Below are 23,821 nucleotides of genomic sequence, written 5' to 3'. Positions count from 1 at the left end.
ATGAGCCACATCGCCAAAGGCGCCAACACTCCTGTCCCCGCAGCTCCGTTGCGGATCGCGGTCGGCCGCAGTGCCGTCCCGGGGACCCCGGCCGTGGACGCCTCCGCACTGCTCCTGGACGCCACGGGGAGGGTGCGGGGCGACGCCGACCTCGTCTTCCACAACCAGCCCGCGCACCCGTCCGGCGCCGTCCGGCACGCGGGCGTCGGACAGGGCGGCGGCCAGTTCGCCGAGTGGCTGGAGCTGGACCTGCCGCACGTCGAAGCGGTCGTCCAGCGCGTGGTGATCGCCGGGTCCTGCGAGGGCGGGACGTTCGGGCAGGTGCCCGGGCTGTATGTCCAGGCCGTGGCCCGCGACGGCAGGATCGTGGCCCACTTCGAGGTGACGGACGCATCGTCCGAGACGGCCTTCGTCCTCGGCGAGTTCTACCGGCGCGACGGGGCGTGGAAGTTCCGCGCGGTGGGACAGGGCTACGACTCGGGGCTGGCGGGACTGGCGACGGACTACGGGATCGTGGTCGCCGAGCAGACACCGGCGCCATCACCGGCTGGGCCCGCAGCCCCTCCCGTGGCTCAGCCGGTGTCCGGTCCGGTGCCTCTGAAGGGCGTGTCCAAGGTGGGCTCGGCGCCCGCCGTGCCGGCCACCTCCACGGCAGGGCCCGCCATGCCGGCCACCTCCGTGACAGGGTCCGCCGTGCCGACGGCCTCCGTAGCAGGGCCCGCTGTGCCGGCGGCCTGGGCGGACGCCCCCGTTCCGTCCACCGGCTCCCCCTGGGGCCCCAGCTTCTTCGACTTCGAGCCGTACGTCCACAGCGGCACCGGCAGCACCAAGATCACCATGGACATCCCGTTCCCCCCGGACTCGGGGCCGGTGATCATGGAGGCGCGGGTCGAGAAGTACAAGTGGATCCAGGTCCAGATCCCCGGACGTGACGACACGGTCTTCTGCCACGACCTGCCCGAGCACCACGGCCGTGTGCTGCTCGTGCCACCTCGCAAGGGCGGCCCGCTACGGCTGAAGGTGAGCTGCTCCGGGGACTGGACGCTGACCGTCCTGCCCCTGTCGGCGGCCCGCCCGATCGGCACCGGGACAGTGCAGGGCAGCGGCCCCGAAGTCCTCCTCCACACGGGCGGCACGGCCGATCTGAAGATCCGCGCGAAGGACCCCGACAACGGCCGGTTCCAGCTGAACTGCCACAAGGGCGACACACCCGACGAGCTCAGACGGGCGGAGGAGCTCCACAGCGCCTGGAACGGCCGCCGGGTCAGGGCGACCGTCCGGATCCCCGACGGTCCCCTCCTGCTGGCGATCGACAGGAGCCGGCACCACTGGGAGCTCACCGCCACCCCGCTGCCCGTCCGTGATCCGTCCGCGGGCCACAAGAGCGGCGTCTACCAGGGCCGGGGCGAGAAGACGATCACACTGATCAACCCCCGGCCCGGGCGCCCGGCCCTGGTCCGGTACGACTTCCCGGGCGCCGGCGCCGACTACCGCCTCGAGGTGAAGACCGTCGACGAGTACGGCGACGAGGGCGACTGGCTCGACGGCGTTACCGACGGAACCCGTGGCGTGACCGTGGCCTTCAGGGCGGGCCAGGCCGAGCAGACCGTACGCGTCCGGCACACCGGCGAGTGGACGCTGCGCCTGCTGTCCGAGGACGAGGCGCCGCTGCTCACGGGCCCGGCCGAGGGCAAGGGCTCCACGGTCCTGCGGTACCAAGGGCCGCCCACACTGATGACCGTACGGCGGACGTCGCTCGGCAAGGACGAGAAGCTGGCCGTGTTCGCCCTGAACCACCCCTACGGGAAGTGGGCGATCGTCGCCGACACCAACCGTCGCCGCCGCCCCGTCCTCGGTCCCGTGTGGGTCGACCCGGGCGGCTCCTGCTTCGTGGTCGTCAAGGCCGTCGAGGGTACGAAGTGGCGGCTCGAGCCGGAACCGCTCAGCGCGGCGCCCGTGCTCGGCGCGCGGACGCACGGCGGCTGGTACGGAGTCGTACGTCACACCGGGCCCGAGTGCGAGCTGGTGATCGCCGGGGCGAGCTCCATGATCCACGTCTTCGAACTGGACGAAAACCTGTTCCCGTACCGGAAACTCACCGCTTCTTCCGGTCCGTACCGCATATCGAGTTCATTCCTCCACGTGCGATCGCTCGGCGAGTGGACGCTCGAACTGCGCGACTGACCGGACTGACTGTCCGTCCTGTGGGCAAACGATTGGACACACCGGCCGGGGTGGGACGCATGATGGAAACGCCACGGCCACGTAGAGGGCACCCGCAAGCCAGCTGAAGGAGTCGCAAGTGAGGGTCGGAATCGTCGGAGCCACCGGTCAGGTCGGCACGGTCATGCGCGGGATCCTCGCGGAGCGGAACTTCCCGGTCACGGAGCTGCGCCTGTTCGCCTCGGCCCGCTCGGCCGGGACCGTGCTGGACGGCGTCACGGTGGAGGACGCGGCGACCGCCGACTACACGGGTCTGGACATCGTGATCTTCTCCGCGGGCGGCGCGACGTCGAAGGCGCTGGCCGAGAAGGTCGCCTCCCAGGGCGCCGTCGTGATCGACAACTCCTCCGCCTGGCGCAAGGACCCGGAGGTGCCCCTGGTCGTCTCCGAGGTGAACCCGCACGCGATCGCCGACCGGCCCAAGGGCATCATCGCCAACCCGAACTGCACGACGATGGCCGCGATGCCGGTCCTGAAGGTGCTGCACGAGGAGGCGGGGCTCGAAGCGCTGGTCGTCGCCACCTACCAGGCGGTGTCCGGTTCCGGCCTCGCGGGCGTGGCGGAGCTGCACGGCCAGGCGCAGAAGGTGGTCGCCGACGCCGACAAGCTGACCCACGACGGCGCGGCGGTCGACTTCCCCGAGCCGCAGGTCTACAAGCGCCCGATCGCCTTCAACGTGCTCCCGCTGGCGGGCTCGATCGTCGACGACGGTCTGAACGAGACCGACGAGGAGCAGAAGCTGCGCAACGAGTCCCGCAAGATCCTGGAGATCCCGGGCCTGAAGGTCTCCGGCACCTGTGTGCGCGTGCCCGTCTTCTCCGGCCACTCCCTCCAGGTCAACGCCCGGTTCGCCCGCCCGATCTCCCCGGAGCGCGCCACCGAGCTGCTCGCCGGCGCCCCCGGTGTGGCCCTCTCCGAGATCCCGACGCCGCTGCAGGCGGCCGGCCAGGACCCGTCGTATGTCGGCCGCATCCGCCGCGACGAGACGGTCGAGCACGGCCTGGCGATGTTCATCTCCAACGACAACCTGCGCAAGGGCGCCGCGCTGAACGCCGTCCAGATCGCGGAGCTGGTGGCGGCGGAGCTGAAGGGCTGACACCCGCTCGTACGGCAGGCGGGGCGGGGCACCGGCACGGTGTCCCGCCCCGCCTGTCACGTCTTGCCCGAACGACCAAAACGGGTCACACAAGTCTGCGGTTCATGTGAAGATCACGCCATGACCCAGATGGCCAAGGGCGGCAATCTGCCCGTTCCCACGGAAGCCCTTCAGGTGGCGGTGACGTGGCAGCACGGACCCGGCGTTCCGGACGTGGACGTCTCGGCCCTGCTGCTCGACGCGACGGGCCGGGTCCGGTCCGACGCCGACCTCGTCTTCTACAACCAGCCCGCGCACCCCTCGGGCACCGTGCGCCATCTGGGCAAGGGGCAGGGCTCCGGCGGGGGGACGGCCGACCGGATCTGGCTCGACCTGGCGGCCGTGGAGGCCGGGGTGGACCGGGTGGTGGTCTCCGCCTCCGCCTACGGAGGCCAGTTCGGGCAGATACCGCAGCTCGACATCCGGGTGGCCCTCCCGGCGGGGCAGCCGGTCGCGTCCTTCGCGATCACCGACGCGACCACGGAGACGGCCTTCGTCTTCGGCGAGTTCTACCGCAGGAACGGCGGCTGGAAGTTCCGCGCGGTGGGGCAGGGCTACGACTCGGGTCTCGCCGGACTCGCCACCGACTTCGGAATCTCGGTGGAGGACGAGCCCGCCCCGCAGACCCTGCCGGTCCCGCCGATGCCCGTAGCACCGCCGATGCCCGTAGCACCGCCGGGGCCGGTGCCGGACGGCCCCATGGGCGACCTCGCGATCGCGTTCCCGCCCTTCGTCCACCAGGCCTCCGGCAAGCACCGCGTCGTCTGTCCCCCGTCGCTCCCGCCCGGCTGCCGGGTGGTCGTCGAGGTCGAGTGCCGCAACAGCATCTCGGTCAGCGTGTGGTCCTGCGACGAGTACGGCCGCACCGACGAGCTGCTGCTGGACGCCTACGAGGACGAGGTCCACGGCCGCACGCTGGCCTCCGTCCCCCACGACCGCCCGCTGTCCCTGAGCGTGGAGGCCGACAAGCCGTGGACGCTGCGGGTACTGCCGCTCGGCCAGGCCCGGCGGCTGGAGCACACCCTCCACGGCCGGGGCCCCGACCTGCTGGTGTACGAGGGAAAGGCGGGCGTGCTGTCCTTCACACACCAGGGCGAGAGCAACTTCACCGTGTGGCACCACTTTGCTTCCACCGACCCCTACGTGCCGGAGGACGAAGTGGATCTCCTCGTCAACGAGGCGGGCCGGCTCGACGTCCTGGCCCCGATCCAGGGCCCGGGAGTGCTGCGGGTAGGTGCCGACGGCCCCTGGCGGATCGCGGTGGGCGGCTGAGACCCCGGGCCCTCGGACGTTTCATAGGGCTTTCCCTAGGGCTGTGCCGCGGGGCCCCGGGACGTCGCCCTCCGTGCAGGTCCCGTGGAAGGATGACCGAAAGCACACATAACGAGGAGATGACCGCGTGCCTGGCACAAACCTGACTCGCGAAGAGGCTCAGCAGCGGGCGGAGCTGCTCACCGTTGACTCGTACGAGATCGATCTCGACCTCTCCGGCGCGCAGGAGGGCGGCACCTACCGGTCCGTGACCACGGTGCGCTTCGACGTCGCCGAAAGCGGTGCGTCGTCCTTCATCGACCTGGTCGCGCCGACGGTCCATGAGGTGACCCTGAACGGCGACGCGCTCGACCCGGCCGACGTCTTCAAGGACTCCCGGATCGCGCTGCCGGGACTGCTGGAGGGCCGTAACGTCCTCCGTGTCGTCGCCGACTGCGCCTACACCAACACCGGTGAGGGTCTGCACCGCTTCGTCGACCCGGTCGACGAGCAGGCCTACCTGTACACCCAGTTCGAGGTTCCGGACGCCCGCCGGGTGTTCGCGTCCTTCGAGCAGCCGGACCTGAAGGCCACCTTCCAGTTCACCGTGAAGGCGCCCGAGGGCTGGAAGGTCGTCTCGAACTCGCCGACGCCCGAGCCGGTGGACAACGTCTGGACCTTCGCGCCGACCCCGCGCATCTCGACGTACATCACCGCGCTGATCGTCGGCCCGTACCACTGCGTGCACAGCGTGTACGAGAAGGACGGGCAGTCCGTGCCGCTCGGCATCTACTGCCGTCCCTCGCTCGCGGAGTTCCTCGACTCGGACGCGATCTTCGAGGTGACCCGGCAGGGCTTCGACTGGTTCCAGGAGAAGTTCGACTACGCCTACCCCTTCGCGAAGTACGACCAGCTGTTCGTGCCCGAGTTCAACGCGGGTGCGATGGAGAACGCGGGCGCGGTCACCATCCGCGACCAGTACGTCTTCCGGTCCAAGGTGACGGACGCGGCGTACGAGGTGCGGGCGGAGACGATCCTGCACGAGCTGGCCCACATGTGGTTCGGTGACCTGGTCACCATGGAGTGGTGGAACGACCTGTGGCTGAACGAGTCGTTCGCCACCTACACCTCCATCGCCTGCCAGGCCGCCGCGCCCGGCTCGAAGTGGCCGCACTCGTGGACCACGTTCGCGAACTCCATGAAGACCTGGGCGTACCGGCAGGACCAGCTGCCGTCCACGCACCCGATCATGGCGGACATCCGCGACCTGGACGACGTCCTGGTCAACTTCGACGGCATCACGTACGCCAAGGGCGCGAGTGTCCTGAAGCAGCTCGTCGCGTACGTCGGCGAGGACGAGTTCTTCAAGGGCGTGCAGGCGTACTTCAAGCGGCACGCGTTCGGCAACACGCGCCTGTCGGACCTGCTGGGTGCGCTGGAGGAGACCTCCGGCCGCGACCTGAAGACCTGGTCGCAGAAGTGGCTGCAGACGGCCGGCATCAACATCCTGCGGCCCGAGGTGGCGACGGACGCCGACGGCGTCATCGGCTCCTTCGCCGTCCGCCAGGAGGCCCCGGCGCTGCCGGCCGGCGCCAAGGGCGAGCCGGTGCTGCGCCCGCACCGCATCGCGATCGGCCTGTACGACCTGGACGAGGCGAGCGGCAAGCTGGTGCGCACCGAGCGGATCGAGCTGGACGTCGACGGTGAGCTGACCGCCGTTCCGCAGCTGACGGGCGTCCGCCGCCCGGCCGTCATCCTCCTCAACGACGACGACCTGTCCTACGCGAAGGTCCGCCTGGACGAGCAGTCGCTGGCGTTCGTCACCGAGCACCTGGGCGACTTCGACGCCTCGCTGCCGCGGGCGCTGTGCTGGGCGTCGGCCTGGGACATGACGCGGGACGCGGAGCTGGCGGCCCGCGACTACCTGTCCCTCGTGCTGTCCGGGATCGGCAAGGAGTCCGACATCGGCGTCGTCCAGTCGCTGCACCGTCAGGTGAAGCTGGCGATCGACCTGTACGCCGACCCGGCCGCCCGTGATGCCCTGCTGACCCGCTGGACCGACGCCACGCTGGCCCACCTGCGTGCGGCCGAGCCGGGCGGCGACCACCAGCTGGCCTGGGCGCGTGCCTTCGCGGCGACGGCCCGCACGCCGGAGCAGCTGGACCTGCTGGAGGGTCTGCTGGACGGGACGCACACCATCGAGGGCCTGGCCGTGGACACCGAGCTGCGCTGGGCGTTCGTGGAGCGGCTCGCGGCGGTCGGCCGCTTCGACGAGGCGGAGATCGCGGGCGAGTACGAGCGGGACAAGACGGCGGCAGGCGAGCGTCATGCCGCCACCGCCCGCGCGTCGCGTCCGACCGCGGAGGCCAAGGCGGAGGCGTGGGCGTCGGTCATCGACTCCGACAAGCTGCCGAACGCCGTGCAGGAGGCCGTGATCGGCGGCTTCGTCCAGACCGACCAGCGCGAGCTGCTGGCGCCGTACGCGGACCGGTACTTCGAGGTCGTGAAGGACATCTGGGACGCCCGTTCGCACGAGATCGCCCAGCAGATCGCGATCGGCCTGTATCCGGCGATCCAGGTGTCGGAGGAGACCCTGGCCAGGACGGACACGTGGCTGGCCGCGGCCGAACCGAACGCGGCCCTGCGCCGCCTGGTCTCGGAGTCCCGCTCCGGCGTCGAGCGCGCGCTGCGGGCCCAGGCGGCGGACGCGGCGGCTTCGTAACCGTCCGTACCAACCCGGGGGCGCCTGGTACTGCACCAGGCGCCCCGCTCGCTTCTGCGGCAAGCAGCACGACGAACGGGAGCTTCCCGTGCGAGGTCACTCCCGAGTGACCACGCTGACGGGGCCGCCCGACGTAGCCGTCCCTACGACCACGGGGCGCCCGGTACTGCACCGGGCGCCCTCGACGTCCGAATACCGCCGGGCGGCGGGCCGCCGGCGCGCCAGGCTGGGCCTCATGACGAGATACACCGCACGGCCGCTGCTCCCCTCGGCCCTCAAGGAACTGCGCGACCTCGACGACGCCGGCCGCCCCTTGTCCGCCTTCACCGACGAGGAGGGTGGCGCGCCGCTGCGCTGCTGTCTGCGCCGCAGCGCGCCGGGCGAGCGGATCGCCCTGGTCTCGTACGCGCCGCTGCGCCGCTGGGCGGCCGAGACGGGCGCCGACCCGGGGGCCTACGACGAACAGGGCCCGGTCTTCATCCACGCCGACGACTGCCCCGGCCCGCAGGCCGACACCCTGCCCTTCACCAACGCCCACCGCACGGTCCGCCGTTACTCCGCCGACGGTCGCATCCTCGGCGGGCGCCTGGTCACGGATCCCGACGACTACGTACCGGCCTTCACAGAGGCCTTCACCGATCCCGAGGTGGCGCTCGTACATGTGCGGGCGGTGGAGTACGGGTGCTTCCTGTACGAGGTGCGCAGGCCGTAGGCGTCTCGCTCGCCGGTCAGCGGTCGCCGGGACAGCGGACACACCGACTGGCCCGTTCGTCCGTGCACGTCACAGGCTCCCCCGGCAGGGGCGGAAGGTCGGCTGGAGGTGTAGCCATCGGTTCTTGCGGGCGCGGGTCGGAAACGCCGACGCGATGCACTCGTGAAAGCTTGCAACGGGTACGAACCCGCGCCCGGGAGCTCGGGCTCATCTCCCGGTGAGGGAGTTCTGCCTGATGCGGAGACAGCGGCGCGCCGAGGGGCCGGGTACTTCTTCCTGACCCCCCGGGTATCCCTCATGCCTTGGGGTGCCGGCTCAACCCAGCCCTGGCACGCTGCGCAGTTCCCCGATCCGCAGAAGGCGTGCGAAGAGAAGGAACAGCAGCGCCATCGCGATGCCGCCTGCGGCCAGCGAGATGGCCGGCGTCCAGGAGGCGGATACCAGGCCGCGGCCCGAGAAGCGGGCGACGGACCAGCCGGCGGCCCCGGCACCGGTGGCGGCCACGGTCAACTTGGCGTAGGTACGGCAGATTCGCCGGCCGTCGAGCAGCCCCTCGGTACGCCGCCTGAGCCGCAGAGCCGTGAGCAGTAGTCCGATGGCGTAGGACAGGGCATAGGCGGCGGCCATCCCGGTGACCGCCCATCGGGGGGACAGCAGGAGATGGCAGACCACGGCCAGAGCGATGTTGATGCCACTGATCCACAGCGCCATACGGAACGGTGTACGGGTGTCCTCGAACGCGTAGAAGCCGCGCAGCAGAAGGTACTGGGCGGAGAACGGGATCAACCCCAGGCCGAATGCCTGCAGCATGTGGCCCAGCGGGGCGGTCGACGCGGCGTCGGCGGCTCCGTGGGCGAACAGCAGGTGCGCGATCTGCGGGCCGAAGGAGACGAAGAAGAACGCTGCCGGGACGATGACGACGCCGCTGACCCGGAGCGCGCGGGACAGGTCGGCGCGCAGGTCGTCGAGACGATGCTCGCGCACTGCCCGGCTCATGCGCGGGAGGAGTGCGGTGACGAGAGAGACCGTGACGATCGACTGGGGCAGCATCCATATCTGCTGGGCATAGCTGTAGGCGGTGTAGCCGACACCGTCGTCGGGCAGGGCGGCGTCCGCGGCGGAGGCCAGGCGGGTGACCACGGTGCTCGCCACGAGATTGGCCAGCACGAACAGCAGGGTCCAGCGCGCTGCGCTCACGCTCTTGCCCAGGCCGGCGCCCCGCCAGTCGAAGCGCGGTCGCAGGCGGAAGCCGGCTGCACGGGCGTACGGGACCAGGGCGAGTGCCTGGAGGGCCAGGGCGAGGGTGGTTCCGGTACCGAGCAGTCTGACCTGGGCATCGGTGATGTCCGAGACTTTCTCCGGGGCGGTCATCATGCCGAGGTACAGGCCGAACATCGTGATCAGCACGATGTTGTTCAGGATCGGGGTCCACATCATCGCCCCGAACCGGTTCCTGGCGTTGAGGACCTGCCCGAAGATGCTGAACACGCCGTAGAAGAAAATCTGCGGGAGCAGGAAGCGGGCGAAGACGACGGTCAGCTCGAACGCGTCGTGCGTGGCCGGCGTGTCGTGCTGGTAGACGCCGATGATCTCGGGAGCGGCCCAAGTGGCCAGCGCCGTGCCGACACCCAGGACGCACAGCACGAGGGTGACCAGACGCTGCTCGAAGGCGGCGCCGCCATCGGGGTCCTCGGCCCGGGCCCGGACCAGCTGGGGAACCAGGACGGAATTCAGCGCGCCGCCGATCAGCAGGAAGTACAAGCTGGTGGGTACCGTGTTGGCCTGGTTGTAGGTGGTGGCCAGCAACCCGGTGCCCAGTGCAGCGGCTTGCAGCACCTGCCGGATCAGTCCGGTGGCACGCGAGACCACCGTCCCGGCGGCCATCAGCGCGGAGGACCGCAGCACCCCGCCGGCCTTGGCTCGCTTGGGGGCGGCATGCCTCCTGCGTCTCGTGCTCGACCGCTCTGACCGCTCGGGCGATGTCTCCTCGATCATGTGCACAATCTACGTTTCGCGATCCCGCCGGCTCGCAGGGATCGGCCATCGCGCCGATTCCCGCGCTCGGTCGGGCGGCGGTGCGGTGTTGATGCCTCGAGTCGCTTTGGCTCGGCGGCGGGGTGCCCCTAGCGACGCGATGTCGGAGCCGTCAGGTATGTGGCATCCTCTTGAGCCTTCTTCGCGGCGGAACCGGAAGGTGCGCGGCGGGCCTCGCGGCGGGCGGTGCCGCCGAGCTGGCCCGCCACGGTCGCCCCGAAGGCCAGGGCCATGCCCGCCACCTGGACCGGCGTGAGCGCCTGACCGAGGGCGGCCCAGCCGACGACGGCCGCGGTCAGCGGGGAGAGCGGGCCGAGGAAGCTCACCTGGGTCGCGGTGAGCCGGCCGATACCGCGGAACCACAGGAAGTAGCCGATGGCCGTGTTGCCCAGCATGAGGTAGAGGTAGCCGCCGACGGCGGGGCCGTCGAGTGCGGGCGGGGCTCCCTCGACCAGGAAGGCGACGGGCGCGATGAGCAGACCGCCCACGGTGAGCTGCCAGCCGGTGAGCGCCAGCGGGCCGACCCCCTCGGGGCGGCCCCATCGCTTGGTCAGGACCGTCCCGGCCGACATGGAGGCGGTGGAGGCGACCGACGCGAGCACGCCCACGGCGTCGAGGGCGCCGGCCCCCTTGAGGACGACGAGGCTGACACCGGCCGCGGCGACGACCCCGGTCAGGAGGTTGCGCGGAGTCGGCCGCTGCTTGAGCAGCAGGGCCGACAGGCCGACGACGAACAGGGGTCCGACCGAGCCGACGACGGCGGCCATGCCGCCGGGCAGCCGGTACGCCGCCACGAACAGCAGCGGGAAGAACGCCCCGATGTTCAGCGCGCCGAGCACCGCCGCCTTGAGCCACCAGGTACCGCGCGGCAGCACCCGGGTGAGCGAGAGCAGCAGCAGTCCGGCGGGCAGGGCGCGCACGAGGGCGGTGAACAGAGGGCGGTCCGGCGGCAGGAACTGGGTGGTGACGGCGTAGGTCGTGCCCCAGGAGACGGGGGCGAGGGCGGTGGCTGCGATGAGGGCGGTTCTGGTCGCGCGGCTGGAGGCCATGGAAGGCACCCTTCGGGAGGAACCAAGTAGATCAGCACTCAGTAGCTTAGCTCTAAGCTACTTACTGTCAAGCGACTTTCTTGTCAGGCGACGGCAGCCGCGTGGATACTCTGCGCATGCAGCAGCAGCCAGATCCCGTCGACGCGATCATCGGCCAGTGGGCCCGGGTACGGCCCGACCTCGACACCACCGCGATGGAGGTCTTCGGCCGCATCACCCGGCTTTCGCGCGCCATGGCCGACCGGATAGAGAAGGCGTACCGGCCCTACGGCATCTCGCGCGGCGAGTTCGACGTCCTGGCCACCCTGCGCCGCTCCGGCGAGCCCTACACCCTCTCGCCGCGCCAGCTGTCGGCCACGCTGATGCTCACCACCGGCGGAATGACCGGCCGCCTGGACAAGCTGGAACGGGCGGGACTGCTGCGCCGCTCCCCCGACCCGAACGACCGGCGCGGCCTGCAGGTGACTCTCACCGAGGAGGGGCTGCGACTGATCGACGAGGCGGTCGGCGCCGGCCTCGCGGAACAGACCGACGCCCTGTCCGGCCTGGACGCGCAGCAGGCCGGCCAACTGGCCGGCCTGCTGCGGGAACTTCTGCGTTCGACGGTCGAGTAGTCGGGAAGCGGTCACACGCCGACGTACCGGGTGAGGGCCGCCTCGATCGCCGCCGGGTCGGTGGCCGCGGCGGCGCCGGCCGGGTCGGCGGCCCAGGCCACGTACCCGTCGGGGCGCACCAGCACGCTCGTACGCCGGTCACCGGCCCAGCGCACGACGGCCAGCCGCTCGGCGCGTCCGGCCTCGTACGACTGCCGCGGCTCCGGGGTGATCAGCACGAACCGGCCGCCGCGCAGGGCCTCGTAGAGCCGGCCGCCGCCGGCCAGGGCGACGTCCGGGACCCGGTGGCCGGTGAGACGGTGTGCGCCCCGGGGGGCGGGGTAGCGGTAGCCGATGCCCGTGACCTGGCCGAGGGCCTTGCGGCGGACGGGGCCGACGGTGTTGACGAACGCGGCGAGCAGGAAGCGGGCCGCCAGCTGCCAGGGCCCCTTGGCCATGGCGAGGCGGACCAGTCCACCGCTGCTGCGCAGCACCGCCTTGCCGATCGGGTGCCGTTCGCTCTCGTAGGTGTCCAGCAGGCCGGGGTCCGCGTGCCCGCCGACGACCGCGGCCAGCTTCCAGCCCAGGTTGGCCGCGTCCTGCAGGCCGGTGTTCATGCCCTGCCCGCCGGCCGGGGTGTGCACGTGCGCGGCGTCCCCGGCGAGGAAGACCCGGCCGACCCGGTAGGCGGGCGCCTGACGCTCGTCGCTGTGGAAGCGGGACAGCCAGCGGGCGTCGTGCATCCCGAAGTCCCGGCCGAGCGCCAGCCGGGCGATCTCCTTGACCTCCTCCAGGTCCAGCGGCTCCTTGTCGGGGACGTCGCGGCCCCGGTGCCAGCCGATGACCCGGTAGTAGCCGTCGCCGAAGGGCACGAGGAAGGCGAAGGCGTCACCGACGGCGTTGGCGGTGAGCAGCGTCGGCGGCTTCTCGGCGAGCAGGACGTCGGCGAGGACGACGGACCGGATCACCGACCTGCCGGGGAACGGCAGCCCGATCGCATCCCGTACGGCACTGCGCATACCGTCGGCGCCGACCACGTACGCGGCCCGCAGGCGCGCGGTGCCCCCTTCGGGACCGCGGACCTCCACCGTCACGCCGTCCGCGTCCTGGGTCAGTCCCGTCACCTCGGTCTCGTGGCGGAAGTCGACCCCCGCCTCGACCGCTCGCCGCTCCAGGACCTTCTCGACCTCGTACTGCGGGGTCACCAGGACGTGGTTGAAGCGGGTGGGGAGGGTGCCGAGGTCGAGGGTGAGGCGGTCGAACAGGCGCAACCGGGCCAGGCGCTGCCCGACGGCCTCCAGGTCGTCCGCGACCCCCCGGGCGTCGAGCTGCTCCAGGGTGCGGGCGTGCACGGCGAAGGCGCGGGAGAGATTGCTGATCTTGTGGGGCCGCTTTTCGAGGAGGGTGACCGGGACACCGGCGGTGGCGAGGTCACCGGCGAGGAGGAGACCAGTGGGGCCGGAGCCGACGACGATCACGCGAGGGGTGGCGGTCATGATGGCCTCCTAGGGTGCCAACGCTCGTTGGCCAACACATGTTGGTCAACGCTTGTTGGCAACGCTAGGACGGCCGGGCAGGCAAGTCAACACTTGTTGGCCAACACTCGTTGGCATACGCTCGTTGGCATGAAGGGCAGCACGCACACGAGCCAGAATCGGCGTTCCGACGCCACCCGGACCGCCATCCTCGGCGCCGCCCGCGAGCGTTTCGCCTCCGACGGGTACGAGCGGGCCACCATTCGGGCCATCGCCAGGGACGCGCGCATCGATCCGTCGATGGTGATGCGGTACTTCGGCAGCAAGGAGGGGCTGTTCGCGGCGGCCGTGACGCTCGATCTGCACCTGCCCGACCTGGGTCAGGTACCGCGGGACGAGGTCGGGGCGACGCTGGTGCGCCACTTCCTCGGGCTGTGGGAGGAGAACGAGGAGCTGACGGCCGTGCTCCGGGTCGGCGCCACGAACCAGGCCGGTGCCGAGCGCATGCAGGGCATCTTCCGGGAGCAGCTGCTGCCCGTGGCCGAACAGGCGTGCCCCGACCCCGAGCAGGTCCCCGCGCGGGCCGCGCTGGTCGCCGCACAGCTGCTCGGCCTCGCCCTCACCCGCTATGTGCTGCGGCTGCCGCCGGCGGTGGCGTTGCAGCGCGAGGAGCTGGTGGCGTGGCTGGGCCCGACCGTGCAGCGGTATCTGACGGCACCGAGCCCCTGAGCGCACGCGGAAACGCCGGCGTACACGCGAACGCCGAGGGCGCCGGCCTCACCCGGGTACGGCGGCATGCGCGCGTACGGACGGGAGGACCGGCGCCCTCGGCGAGAGAGAAGTGCGGTGGGGTCAGGCAGCCTTGTTGGCGGCGACCTTGGACGCGGTGGGCTTCTGGTGCTTGATCTTGGACTTGTCCAGCACCATGACCAGGCCGGCGATGACAGCGAAGATCGCCACCGGAGCCAGCACGTACAGCCCCAGCGTCTGGGCGACGTTCAGGCCCTTGCCGGGGTCGTCGCCGTCGTCGCGGGCCACGGCGAGAGCGGGGGACGACATGAGCAGCATCATCAGCGTCGTACCGGCGGCCAGGGCGCCGGCGCGCAGGGCGTTCTTCTTGTCCACGGTCTCAAGTTAGCGAACCCGGGAAAGGGCCGCGCGTCCGGGGTGCCCTATCAGCTCTCCCCGGGGCAGACGCCCTCGGCGGACGGGCCGGTTTCCCGCAGGACCTCCAGCAGTGCCCGCACCCTCGGTGACGCCGTCAGCTGCTCCAGCGGCACCGGCCGCCCCTCCCGGTCCGCGAGCGGCAGCCGCCAGTTCGGATACTCGTGCCACGTGCCGGGCAGGTTCTGCGGGCGGCGGTCACCGATCGCGTCCGGGAGCCACACGCCGATCAGGCGGGCCGGGGTGCGCAGCAGGAAGCGGTGGACGGCGCGGATCTCCGCCTCCTCGTCGGAACCGGGCGGGCCGACGGCGATGCTGTCCAGCAGGCCGAGGCTGCCGAGCAGGGCGAGCCACTCCGCGGCGTCCGCGGTCGCCTCCGCGCGCTCCTCGGCGGCCGGACGGGTGAGCAGGCCCAGGCGGTCGCGCAGCTCGACGTGTTCGCCGGTGAGCCGGGCGGCGGTGGGCGGCAGGTCGTGAGTGGTGGCGGTGGCCAGGCAGTCCGCGCGCCAGCGGTCCGGCGGCAGGGGGCGGCCGTCGCCCGCCCAGTCCCGTTCGAACCACAGCACCGAGGTGCCGAGCACCCCGCGCCGCTGGAGGTTCTCGCGCACGCCCGGCTCGACGGTGCCGAGGTCCTCGCCGATCACCACCGCTCCGGCGCGCGAGGCCTCCAGGGCCAGCAGGGCGAGCATGGCGTCGGCGTCGTAGCGGACGTAGGTGCCCTCGGTGGGCGGGCTGCCCTGGGGCACCCACCAGAGCCGGAACAGGCCCATGACGTGGTCGATGCGCAGGGCGCCCGTGTAGCGGAGAAGGGCGCGCAGCAGGTGGCGGTAGGGGGCGTGGCCGGAGGCGGCGAGGCGGTCGGGGCGCCAGGGCGGCAGGCCCCAGTCCTGGCCGCGGGCGTTGAAGGCGTCCGGTGGGGCGCCGACCGACATCCCGGCGGCGAAGTGGTCCTGCTGGGCCCAGGCGTCGGCGCCCTGGGGGTGCACCCCGACGGCCAGGTCGTGCACGATCCCGACGGGCATCCCGGCTTCCCTCGCGATGCGCTGGGCGGCGCGCAGCTGGCCGTCGGTGAGCCAGGTGAGGCGGGCATGGAACTCGACGCGGCCGGCCAGTGCCGCGCGGGCGCGGGCGGTCTCGGCCGAGCGCGGGTCGCGCAGCCCCGCCGGCCAGCCGCGCCAGTCCGGGCCGTGGATCTCGGCGAGGGCGTACCAGGTGGCGTGGTCCTCGAGCGCCTGCCCCTGCTCGGCGCGGAAGGCGTCGTACGCGGCCCGCCGGCCCGGCCCGAGGGGCACCTGGCAGACCAGCTCCAGTGCCTCCCGCTTCAGCTCCCACACGGCGTCGCGGTCGATGAGGGCGCCCTTGTCGAGCACGTCGGCGCGCAGCCGGTCCGCGCGTTCCAGCAGGGCCTGGACCCGGGCGTGGTCCTCGACGTACGCGAACTCCGGGATCTCCTCGATCCGCAGGTGCACGGGGTCGGGGTAGCGGCGGGAGGAGGGGCGGTAGGGGGACGGGTCGGTGGGGGCGCCGGGTACGGCCGCGTGCAACGGGTTGACCTGCACGAATCCGGCTCCTGCGGTGCGGCCGGCCCAGCCGGCCAGCTCGGCGAGGTCCCCGAGGTCGCCCATGCCCCAGGAGCGGCGGGAGAGCAGGGAGTACAGCTGGACGAGAAGGCCGTAGGAGCGGGTGGCGGGGGTGGGCAGGCGGTCCGGGGCGACGATGACGTGGGCGTGTCCGCCACGGCCGTCGGGGGCGGCGGCGCTCACCCGGTGCACGCCGGCGGGCAGGCCGTCGGCCCGGTCCCAGGTCTCCCCCTGTTCGGTCTCGATGCGCAGGCGGGTGCCGGGCGGCAGCGCGGTGAGGGCGTCGGGCGGCCCTTCGGCGGTGCCCCACTGGACGACCGTCGGTGGCAGCAGCTGTTCCCGCAGCTCGCGTTCGCGGTCGGCGAGCGCGCAGCGGACGGCGTCCGGGGTGCCCGCGTCGACGCCGAGGGCGGCCAGGGCGGCGACCACGGCGGAGGCGGGGACGGCGACGGTACGGTCCGGGGCGGGGCTGTAGGAGGTGGCGACCCCGTGCAGCCCGGCGAGCCGGGACAGCTCCTCGTCCTCGTGCGCCGCGCTCATCTACAGTCCCGCGTCGAAGGAGTCCGGGACCGGGTCGGATTCGCTGGTCAGCGGGGCGGCACCGGCGAGGGGCGGCTCGCTGGTGAGGGGCTCGGCGTCGGGCAGCGGCGGCTCGCTGGTCAGCGGGGCCTGCGCGCACGCGCCCTCGGCGCTGCAGACGCAGGCGTGCGCCGGTTTCCACTGGCCCGGAACCGAAGGACGGAAGAGATGAGCCGGTGCGGCCACGGGGGCCTCCTTGTCGTGTGCGTCGGTGCGTCGGTGCGTCGGCACGCCGGCACGTCCAGTGCCGGGGGCGACTGCGGACACATGCAGGCCTACCCCGTGGACGGGTCGGCAGACGCACAAAGACGCACAAGGCGCGTGCACGGCACGGTGACCGGCCGTGCACGCGCCTGGGGACCGGCCGTGCACATGCCCTGTGACCAGGGAGTACACGAAGGCCCGGATCGTCAGGCGGAGATGCCGTCGATCCGGGCCAAGGCGTCGTCCGCGCCGTACGGCTGCAAATAGGGCAGCCAGCGCGGGTCCCTGTGGCCGGTGCCGATGATGCGCCAGGCCAGGCCGGTGGGCGGGGCGGGTTTGTGCCGCAGCCGCCAGCCCAGTTCGACGAGGTGGCGGTCGGCCTTCACGTGGTTGCAGCGGCGGCAGGAGGCCACCACGTTGTCCCAGACGTGTTTGCCCCCGCGGCTTCGCGGGATGACGTGGTCGACGCTGGTCGCGACGCCACCGCAGTACATGCACCGGCCGCCGTCGCGGGCGAACAGCGCCCTCCGGGTCAGAGGAACGGGCCCCCGGTAAGGAACCCGTACGAATCGCTTGAGCCGGACCACGCTGGGTGCGGGGAGGGTGGCGGTTGCGCTGTGCATGAAGGCGCCGGATTCCTCGAGGCAGACTGCCTTGTTCTCGAGGACGAGGACGAGCGCGCGGCGGAGCGGTACGACGCCGAGGGGCTCGTACGACGCGTTGAGGACCAGGACATGCGGCACGGATGCCTCCTTGTACGCCGGCGGCGCGTGGCTCGCGCCGGGACGATCTGCTTCAGTCTCCCCTCATGCCTGGTGCGAGCGCCACCATGTCCCCGTAACGGGCTGGGAGTGTTTTCGACCACACCGCATTCATCCCCCGTACCCGGGTCGGTTCAAGCGCCCGGGCTCATACCCTTCCGTTTCGGGGTGAGCGGGCCGGCGGACGCCGTGTCCGTCCTGTGCCGTTCCTTGCGGATCGGCTCGGCGCACACACAATGCCCCGTTAGTGTGTTGGTCCTGTCCGCCCGGTGACCTTTTCGTGACCTTGAATCGTGCACCTGCCCGCCCCGCCGGAGCGGACCGCGCCGCACCTGGAGGTACCTGCCGTGTCGTCCTTGCCCGTCGTCCTGTCGGCCGCCGGTGCGACGCCCACGCCGTCCCCGTCGGAGTCGGATCCGGCCGTGCCGACGCTCCAGGACGCCCAGCAGAGTGCGACGAACGCAGCGAGCTGGGTCGAGCAGAACTGGTCGACCTGGCTGGCGATGGGTCTGCAGATCCTGCTGATCGTGGTGGTGGCGTTCGCGCTCAGAGGAGTCGTGCGGCGGGCGATCACCCGTCTCATCGAGCGGATGAACCGCACGGTGCAGGCCGTGGACGGCACCGCGCTGGGCGGGCTGCTGGTCAACGCCGAGCGGCGCCGGCAGCGCTCGCAGGCGATCGGCTCGGTGCTGCGCTCGGTGGCGAGCTTCCTGATCCTCGGCACGGCCGCGCTGATGGTGCTGTCCACGTTCAGGATCAACCTGGCGCCGCTGCTGGCGTCCGCCGGTGTGGCGGGCGTGGCGATCGGTTTCGGCGCCCGCAACCTCGTGACGGACTTCCTCTCCGGCGTGTTCATGATTCTGGAGGACCAGTACGGCGTCGGCGACACGATCGACGCGGGCGTGGCCTCGGGCGAGGTGATCGAGGTCGGGCTGCGGGTGACCAAGCTGCGCGGCGACAACGGTGAGATCTGGTACGTCCGCAACGGCGAGGTCAAGCGCATCGGCAACCTCTCCCAGGGCTGGGCGACGGCCGGGGTCGACGTCACCGTCAGGGCGTCGGAGGACCTGGACAGGGTGAAGGCCACGCTGGACGAGGTCGCCGAGCGCATGAGCAAGCAAGAGCCCTGGAACGAGCTCCTCTGGGGCCCGATCGAGGTGCTGGGCCTGGACAGCGTCCTCATCGACTCGATGGTGGTCCGCGTCTCGGCGAGGACCATGCCGGGCAAGTCGGTTGCGGTCGAGCGCGAACTGCGCTGGCGGATCAAGCGGGCGTTCGACGCGGCGAGCATCCGTATCGTCGGCGGCGCGACCTCCGTGGAGGACGCGGAGGCCGCCCCGGACCCGGCGACCGCGGTGGCGGCTCCGTCGGCCTTCTCCAACACGGACTCCCCGCAGGTGGAGGCGACGGCACCCATCACTCCGCAGCCGACGCCTCCGGCGAAGTAGCGGAACGGTTCAGCACGCGAAGACAACGACGGCGCCTTCAAGCTCGCCGTCCGGTTCTTCTCCGCGGGCCTGGATCTCGCAGGCATGGGCAACGGCTACCGTGCCGCGGACAAGGACGGCAGCACCATGGCTCTCGTCGTCCGGACTTCTACGTCCTGCGCCGTGAGCCGACCGAACTCGACGAGTCGTACGTCAAGGCCCACAAGGGCTGGTACCCCATCGACATGATCACCCTCGTCGGCGAGGTCACCTCCACGAACCACGAGACCGACACCGGCCCCAAGTACCGTGCCTATGCAGCCGCCGGAGTCCCGGTCTACGTCCTCATCGACCGCCACTCCAGGACGGCCCACTGCTTCACGGACCCGTTCCTGCCTGGCGACGACCCCGCCGAGGCTTACTACGGCACCGGCACCAAAGTCGACCTGGGCGACCCGCTCCCCCTCCCCGCCCCGTACCCCACCCTCGACACCACCGCCTTCCTCACCGGCTGACGAGCCGCACGACCTGGCACAGCGCGACGAACGCGCTCGCCCCGTGGAGTCCCGCCGCGGCGTGCCGGGGCCTGCCCGCGTGCATCCGGAGCAGGGATGTTCCCGTCGACCCGTCGTGGCTCACCGAGCAGTCGACGAAGAGCTTGCCGCGGAACGGGCGCCAGCGGAAGCGGAGATCCTCGCCGGGTGCGCCGGTGACGTCGCAGGCTCGTTCCGCCGCGCCGAGGGCGGTGTGCAGGCGGAGGGACCGCTCCGGGGTCAGCTCGTACACCTGGTCGGCGTCGAGGGCCGCCGCGGTGACCTGGAGGCCGGTACCGCGGGCCCGGAAGGCCAGGACCGCGTAGGAGCAGAGGGCGTAAACCAGTATCAGCGCCGCCCAGATGACCATGAGGTGGACGACGTCGCGCAGCGTGCGTCCGGTGGCTCCGTTGTCCACGGCCGAGGACCCGCACATCAGGATCACCATGGGCAGGAACGTCCCCAGGGCGCGGGCACAGATACGCAGCAGCAGCCGAACGTCCGGCATGTCTCCCCCTGATGCTCGTTCCGGGCGGTCGTCGCCCGCAGCGCGCCGATCAAAGCTCAGGAACCCGGCGTTGTCCATTGACGCCCGCGTCTCCCCGGGCTTACGTTCCCACTGGGCAGGAAAGTTTCCTAACAATCGTGGCTGTCGTCCCGTGACGGCTGGACGTCATGACCAGGTCACTGAAGAGCCGGGTGGCCGGAAAGGCAGGTGTCGAGCCCATGGCAGCAACCGCCGGTACGCCGGGCACCCCTCGCGTGCTGCGCGCCATGAACGACCGCGCCGCCCTGGACCTCCTGCTGGAGCACGGGCCGCTGACCCGCACCCGGATCGGCAGGCTCACCGGCCTGTCCAAGCCCACCGCCTCCCAGCTGCTGGCCCGCCTGGAAGCGGCCGGTCTGGTCCGGGTCACCGGCACCAGCGAGGGCCGGCCCGGCCCCAGCGCCCAGTTGTACGCGATCAACCCGACCGCCGCCTACGCCGCCGGGCTCGACGTCACTCCGGACCGCATCCGCGCCGCCGTCGCCGACATCACCGGCCGCACGGTCGGCACGTACGAGCTGCCCACCCCGGGACGACGGCCCGCGCACCCCGTCGTCCGGCAGGTGACGGACGCCCTCGACGGCGCCGTGAAGGCCGCCGGGCTCGCCCGTGGCGACGTGCACCGGCTGGCCATCGGCACCCCGGGCGCCTTCGACCCCCACACGGGCCGGTTGCGCTACGCCTCCCACCTGCCCGGCTGGCACTCCCCCGCACTGCTGGACGAACTCGCCGCCGCCCTGCCGATGCCGGTCGAGTACGAGAACGACGTCAACCTCGTCGCCGTCGCCGAACAGCGGCTCGGGGTCGCCAGGGGCCACCAGGACTTCGTACTCCTGTGGAACGCGGAGGGCCTCGGCGCCGCCCTGGTCCTGGGCGGCCGGCTGCACCGCGGCTGGACCGGCGGCGCGGGCGAGGTCGGCTTCCTGCCGGTGCCGGGCACCCCCCTGGTGCGCCGGGTGACCAAGGCCAACAGCGGCGGCTACCAGGAACTGGCCGGCACCCAGGCGGTAGCGGGGCTGGCCCGCGAACTCGGCATCGAGGACGTGCCGTCGGGGCCGTACGCCGAGGCCGCCGCCGAACTCCTGGCCCGCGCCGCCGGCCATGCGGGCGGCCCGTACCGGAAGCTGCTCCAGGCCTACGCCACGCGGCTGGCCACCGGTCTCGCCTCGCTGGTGTCCGTGCTCGACCCGGAACTCGTCGTTCTCAGCGGCTCCGCCCTGACGGCAGGCGGCGAGGCGCTGCGCACCCTCGTCCAGGCCGAACTGGAGGAGCTGGCGGCGGCCCGCCCCCGGCTGGTCGTCGGCGGCGTCCGTGAACACCCTGTGCTGCGGGGCGCGCTGGAGAGCGCGCTCGCGGCCACCCGCGACGAGGTCTTCGACACCTCGCGCTAGAGCGCCCCTCCCGTCACGACCCCCGTCACGCCGGGAGACCTCGTCATGCCCGCGTGTCCTTCCTCGCCCAGAAGGTGTCGGCCGAGGACGTCACGCTCACCGCACGTGAAGGGTTGACCGTTCATGAAACTCACCGTGGTCGGCGGCGGCTCGACCTACACCCCCGAACTCATCGACGGCTTCGCCCGGCTCAGGGACACCCTGCCCATCGGGGAACTGGTGCTGGTGGACCCGGCCGCCGAGCGCCTGGAACTGGTCGGCGGGCTGGCCCGGCGCATCTTCGCCAGGCAGGGTCACCCCGGCCGGATCGTCACCACCTGCGACCTGGACGCGGGCGTCGACGGCGCCGACGCGGTGCTGCTGCAGCTGCGCGTCGGCGGTCAGGCGGCCCGCGAGAGGGACGAGACCTGGCCGCTGGAGTGCGGCTGCGTCGGCCAGGAGACGACCGGCGCGGGCGGCCTGGCCAAGGCGCTGCGCACGGTTCCGGTGGTGCTCGGCATCGCCGAACGGGTCCGCCGCAGGAACCCGCGCGCCTGGATCGTCGACTTCACCAACCCGGTCGGCATCGTCACCCGCGCCCTGCTCCAGGCCGGGCACCGGGCGGTCGGGCTGTGCAACGTGGCGATCGGCCTCCAGCGGAAGTTCGCGGCGCTGCTGGGCGCCGAGCCGAAGGACGTCCACCTGGACCACGTGGGCCTGAACCACCTCACCTGGGAGACGGGGGTGCGGCTCGGCGGCCCGGAGGGCGTGAACGCCCTTCCGGAGCTGCTCGCCGAGCACGGCGCGGCGATCGCCGACGACCTGCGCCTGCCCCGGCCGCTCCTGGACCGCCTGGGCGTGATCCCGTCCTACTACCTGCGCTACTACTACGCGCACGACGAGGTCGTGGCAGAGCTGCGCACGAAGCCGTCGCGGGCGGCCGAAGTGGCCGAGCTGGAACGCCGGTTGCTGACCCTGTACGCCGACCCCGCCCTGGACCGGAAGCCCGGCCTGCTCGCCCGGCGCGGCGGCGCGTACTACTCGGAGGCCGCGGTGGACCTGACGGCGAGTCTGCTGGGCGGCGCGGGCAGCCCCTACCAGGTGGTGAACACGTACAACAGGGGCACGCTGCCGTTCCTGCCCGACGACGCGGTGATCGAGGTGCAGGCGGCGGTGGGCGCGACGGGCGCGGCCCCGCTGCCGGTGGCGGACCTGGACCCGCTGCACGCGGGCCTGGTGGCGGCCGTGACGGCGTACGAGGAACTGGCCCTGGATGCGGCCCTGCACGGCGGCCGGGACCGCGTCTTCCGTGCGCTCCTCGCCCATCCCCTGATCGGCCAGTACGCGTACGCCGAGCGCCTGACCGATCTGCTGATCGCGCACAACCGGGAGCACCTCGGATGGGCCTGACCGCACCGGACACCGTGCGCCTGCTCGCCGTCGACGCGGGCAACAGCAAGACCGACGTGGCCGTGCTCACCGCCGCCGGCGAGGTCCTGGCGACGGCCCGCGGCGGCGGCTTCCGGCCGCCGGCGGTGGGCGTCGAGCGGGCGCTGGACGCGCTCGCCGAGCCGGTCGCGCGGGCGTTCGCCGGCGCCGGTGTGGCCTCGGTGACGCACCTGTCGGCCTGTCTGGCCAACGCCGATCTGCCGGTGGAGGAGCAGCAGTTGGCGACCGCGCTGCACGCGCGCGCGTGGGCGGCATCGGTGGAGGTGCGCAACGACACCTTCGCGATCCTGCGCGCGGGGGTCGACGAGCCCCGGGGCGTGGCCGTCGTCTGCGGCGCGGGCATCAACTGCGTGGGCATGCGCCCCGACGGCCGTACCGCGCGTTTCCCGGCGCTCGGCCGGATCTCCGGCGACTGGGGCGGCGGCTGGGGCCTGGCGGAAGAGGCGCTGTGGCACGCGGCCCGCGCGGAGGACGGCCGCGGCGGGCCGACGGCGCTGTCCCGTACGCTGCCCGCGCACTTCGGGCTGCCGTCCATGTACGCGCTCGTCGAGGCCCTGCACCTGGCGCACGTCGACCCGGCCCGCCGGCACGAGCTGACACCGGTGCTGTTCGCGACGGCCGCCGACGGCGACCCGGTGGCCCGATCGATCGTCGCGCGGCTGGCGGAGGAGGTGGCGACCCTGGCCACGGTGGCGCTGACCCGCCTGGACCTCCTCGGCGAGCAGACGCCGGTGCTGCTCGGCGGCAGCGTCCTGACCGCCGGGCACCCCCTTCTCGACGACGGCGTCCGCGGCCTGCTGTCCGCCCGCGCCCCCAGGGCGGACGTCCGGCTGGTCACCGCGAGCCCGGTCCTGGGAGCGGCGCTGCTGGGCCTGGACCGGCTCGGCGCGGGGAGGCGGGCGCGGGAGCGGGCGCGGGCCTTCTGGGAACAGTAGGCGCGCGACGGCTGCCGGGGAGGCGGCGGAACCGAACAGGTGCACGCGGCGTATACATGAGCGGCAGACACATGAGCG

The 23,821-nt window shown here is 72.2% G+C and carries 19 protein-coding genes and 1 pseudogene; 12 read left to right on the top strand and 8 right to left on the bottom strand.

Going from position 1 to position 23,821, the window contains the following annotated elements:
• From K7G59_RS09405 to K7G59_RS09385, 5 genes are all read left to right on the top strand, one after another.
• Positions 1-2,184, top strand: coding sequence for a TerD family protein (locus K7G59_RS09405; protein ID WP_225832126.1), 2,184 nt, complete (start codon positions 1-3; stop codon positions 2,182-2,184).
• Positions 2,185-2,302: 118 nt separating this feature from the next.
• Positions 2,303-3,319: an aspartate-semialdehyde dehydrogenase gene (locus K7G59_RS09400; RefSeq protein ID WP_225832124.1), complete on the top strand. Its 1,017-nt coding sequence runs from the start codon at positions 2,303-2,305 to the stop codon at positions 3,317-3,319.
• A 120-nt stretch (positions 3,320-3,439) separates the two neighbouring features.
• The gene (locus tag K7G59_RS09395; protein ID WP_225832122.1) at positions 3,440-4,630 is read left to right on the top strand and encodes a TerD family protein; all 1,191 of its coding nucleotides are present in this window, start codon (positions 3,440-3,442) and stop codon (positions 4,628-4,630) included.
• A 127-nt stretch (positions 4,631-4,757) separates the two neighbouring features.
• Positions 4,758-7,331 carry an aminopeptidase N gene (pepN, locus tag K7G59_RS09390; protein WP_225832120.1) on the top strand — a complete coding sequence of 858 codons (2,574 nt, stop codon included), beginning with the start codon at positions 4,758-4,760 and terminating at the stop codon, positions 7,329-7,331.
• Positions 7,332-7,566: 235 nt separating this feature from the next.
• The gene (locus tag K7G59_RS09385; protein WP_225832118.1) at positions 7,567-8,043 is read left to right on the top strand and encodes a DUF1203 domain-containing protein; all 477 of its coding nucleotides are present in this window, start codon (positions 7,567-7,569) and stop codon (positions 8,041-8,043) included.
• Between the two features lie 315 nt (positions 8,044-8,358).
• Here K7G59_RS09385 and murJ read toward each other — a convergent pair whose 3' ends face one another.
• Positions 8,359-10,038 (bottom strand): murein biosynthesis integral membrane protein MurJ, encoded by a 1,680-nt coding sequence (murJ, locus tag K7G59_RS09380; protein WP_225832116.1) that lies wholly within the window; start codon positions 10,036-10,038, stop codon positions 8,359-8,361.
• A 128-nt stretch (positions 10,039-10,166) separates the two neighbouring features.
• Complete coding sequence (locus K7G59_RS09375; protein WP_225832114.1) at positions 10,167-11,126, bottom strand: EamA family transporter; 960 nt, start codon at positions 11,124-11,126, stop codon at positions 10,167-10,169.
• Positions 11,127-11,242: 116 nt separating this feature from the next.
• Here K7G59_RS09375 and K7G59_RS09370 point away from each other — a divergent pair, with 116 nt between their 5' ends.
• Positions 11,243-11,740: a MarR family winged helix-turn-helix transcriptional regulator gene (locus K7G59_RS09370; RefSeq protein WP_225832111.1), complete on the top strand. Its 498-nt coding sequence runs from the start codon at positions 11,243-11,245 to the stop codon at positions 11,738-11,740.
• Between the two features lie 11 nt (positions 11,741-11,751).
• On the opposite strand, the gene K7G59_RS09365 is transcribed toward K7G59_RS09370, so the two are convergent.
• On the bottom strand, positions 11,752-13,215 hold the full coding sequence (locus K7G59_RS09365; RefSeq protein ID WP_225832109.1) for an FAD-dependent monooxygenase: 1,464 nt from the start codon (positions 13,213-13,215) through the stop codon (positions 11,752-11,754).
• A 129-nt stretch (positions 13,216-13,344) separates the two neighbouring features.
• Between K7G59_RS09365 and K7G59_RS09360 the strand changes: the two genes are divergently transcribed.
• Positions 13,345-13,923 (top strand): TetR family transcriptional regulator, encoded by a 579-nt coding sequence (locus tag K7G59_RS09360; protein WP_225832107.1) that lies wholly within the window; start codon positions 13,345-13,347, stop codon positions 13,921-13,923.
• Positions 13,924-14,046: 123 nt separating this feature from the next.
• Here the strand turns inward: K7G59_RS09360 and K7G59_RS09355 are convergent, their stop codons facing one another.
• From K7G59_RS09355 to K7G59_RS09340, 4 genes are all read right to left on the bottom strand, one after another.
• A complete protein-coding gene (locus K7G59_RS09355) occupies positions 14,047-14,319 on the bottom strand; it encodes a hypothetical protein (RefSeq protein WP_225832105.1) in 273 nt (90 codons plus the stop codon).
• A 50-nt stretch (positions 14,320-14,369) separates the two neighbouring features.
• Positions 14,370-16,478: a 4-alpha-glucanotransferase gene (gene malQ / locus K7G59_RS09350; RefSeq protein WP_225832103.1), complete on the bottom strand. Its 2,109-nt coding sequence runs from the start codon at positions 16,476-16,478 to the stop codon at positions 14,370-14,372.
• On the bottom strand, positions 16,479-16,703 hold the full coding sequence (locus K7G59_RS09345) for a hypothetical protein (protein ID WP_225832100.1): 225 nt from the start codon (positions 16,701-16,703) through the stop codon (positions 16,479-16,481).
• Between the two features lie 224 nt (positions 16,704-16,927).
• A complete protein-coding gene (locus tag K7G59_RS09340; RefSeq protein ID WP_225832098.1) occupies positions 16,928-17,464 on the bottom strand; it encodes an HNH endonuclease in 537 nt (178 codons plus the stop codon).
• Positions 17,465-17,829: 365 nt separating this feature from the next.
• On the opposite strand from K7G59_RS09340, the gene K7G59_RS09335 reads away from it, so the two are divergent.
• Positions 17,830-18,930 carry a mechanosensitive ion channel family protein gene (locus tag K7G59_RS09335; RefSeq protein ID WP_225832096.1) on the top strand — a complete coding sequence of 367 codons (1,101 nt, stop codon included), beginning with the start codon at positions 17,830-17,832 and terminating at the stop codon, positions 18,928-18,930.
• Between the two features lie 152 nt (positions 18,931-19,082).
• Positions 19,083-19,424: pseudogene (locus tag K7G59_RS09330) on the top strand (Uma2 family endonuclease); the annotation flags it as partial.
• On the opposite strand, the gene K7G59_RS09325 reads toward K7G59_RS09330, so the two are convergent.
• Positions 19,414-19,950, bottom strand: a complete 537-nt coding sequence (locus K7G59_RS09325) for a hypothetical protein (protein ID WP_225832094.1) — start codon at positions 19,948-19,950, stop codon at positions 19,414-19,416. The pseudogene K7G59_RS09330 and the gene K7G59_RS09325 sit on opposite strands and share 11 nt — an antisense overlap.
• A gap of 218 nt (positions 19,951-20,168) precedes the next feature.
• Between K7G59_RS09325 and K7G59_RS09320 the strand changes: the two genes are divergently transcribed.
• From K7G59_RS09320 to K7G59_RS09310, 3 genes are all read left to right on the top strand, one after another.
• Complete coding sequence (locus K7G59_RS09320; protein ID WP_225832092.1) at positions 20,169-21,380, top strand: ROK family transcriptional regulator; 1,212 nt, start codon at positions 20,169-20,171, stop codon at positions 21,378-21,380.
• Between the two features lie 123 nt (positions 21,381-21,503).
• Positions 21,504-22,769, top strand: coding sequence for a 6-phospho-beta-glucosidase (locus tag K7G59_RS09315; protein ID WP_225832090.1), 1,266 nt, complete (start codon positions 21,504-21,506; stop codon positions 22,767-22,769).
• Positions 22,760-23,743 (top strand): N-acetylglucosamine kinase, encoded by a 984-nt coding sequence (locus K7G59_RS09310; RefSeq protein WP_225832088.1) that lies wholly within the window; start codon positions 22,760-22,762, stop codon positions 23,741-23,743. The genes K7G59_RS09315 and K7G59_RS09310 overlap by 10 nt, the downstream gene beginning before the upstream one ends.
• Positions 23,744-23,821: the final 78 nt, after the last annotated feature.

The organism is Streptomyces sp. NK08204, assembly GCF_020400585.1.
Classification (GTDB): domain Bacteria; phylum Actinomycetota; class Actinomycetes; order Streptomycetales; family Streptomycetaceae; genus Streptomyces.
The sequence above is the reverse complement of the archived record's forward strand: the minus strand, read 5'-3'. Positions and strand labels throughout refer to the sequence as shown.

What these genes read in the sequence shown, in the direction of transcription:
- K7G59_RS09405 (WP_225832126.1), top strand. Translation starts at nt 1, where the DNA reads ATGAGCCACATCGCCAAAGGCGCCAACACTCCTGTCCCCGCAGCTCCG.
- K7G59_RS09325 (WP_225832094.1), bottom strand. Translation starts at nt 19,950, where the DNA reads ATGCCGGACGTTCGGCTGCTGCTGCGTATCTGTGCCCGCGCCCTGGGG.
- K7G59_RS09375 (WP_225832114.1), bottom strand. Translation starts at nt 11,126, where the DNA reads ATGGCCTCCAGCCGCGCGACCAGAACCGCCCTCATCGCAGCCACCGCC.
- K7G59_RS09370 (WP_225832111.1), top strand. Translation starts at nt 11,243, where the DNA reads ATGCAGCAGCAGCCAGATCCCGTCGACGCGATCATCGGCCAGTGGGCC.
- K7G59_RS09365 (WP_225832109.1), bottom strand. Translation starts at nt 13,215, where the DNA reads ATGACCGCCACCCCTCGCGTGATCGTCGTCGGCTCCGGCCCCACTGGT.
- K7G59_RS09360 (WP_225832107.1), top strand. Translation starts at nt 13,345, where the DNA reads ATGAAGGGCAGCACGCACACGAGCCAGAATCGGCGTTCCGACGCCACC.
- K7G59_RS09395 (WP_225832122.1), top strand. Translation starts at nt 3,440, where the DNA reads ATGACCCAGATGGCCAAGGGCGGCAATCTGCCCGTTCCCACGGAAGCC.
- K7G59_RS09315 (WP_225832090.1), top strand. Translation starts at nt 21,504, where the DNA reads ATGAAACTCACCGTGGTCGGCGGCGGCTCGACCTACACCCCCGAACTC.
- malQ (WP_225832103.1), bottom strand. Translation starts at nt 16,478, where the DNA reads ATGAGCGCGGCGCACGAGGACGAGGAGCTGTCCCGGCTCGCCGGGCTG.
- K7G59_RS09310 (WP_225832088.1), top strand. Translation starts at nt 22,760, where the DNA reads ATGGGCCTGACCGCACCGGACACCGTGCGCCTGCTCGCCGTCGACGCG.
- K7G59_RS09320 (WP_225832092.1), top strand. Translation starts at nt 20,169, where the DNA reads ATGGCAGCAACCGCCGGTACGCCGGGCACCCCTCGCGTGCTGCGCGCC.
- K7G59_RS09385 (WP_225832118.1), top strand. Translation starts at nt 7,567, where the DNA reads ATGACGAGATACACCGCACGGCCGCTGCTCCCCTCGGCCCTCAAGGAA.
- murJ (WP_225832116.1), bottom strand. Translation starts at nt 10,038, where the DNA reads ATGATCGAGGAGACATCGCCCGAGCGGTCAGAGCGGTCGAGCACGAGA.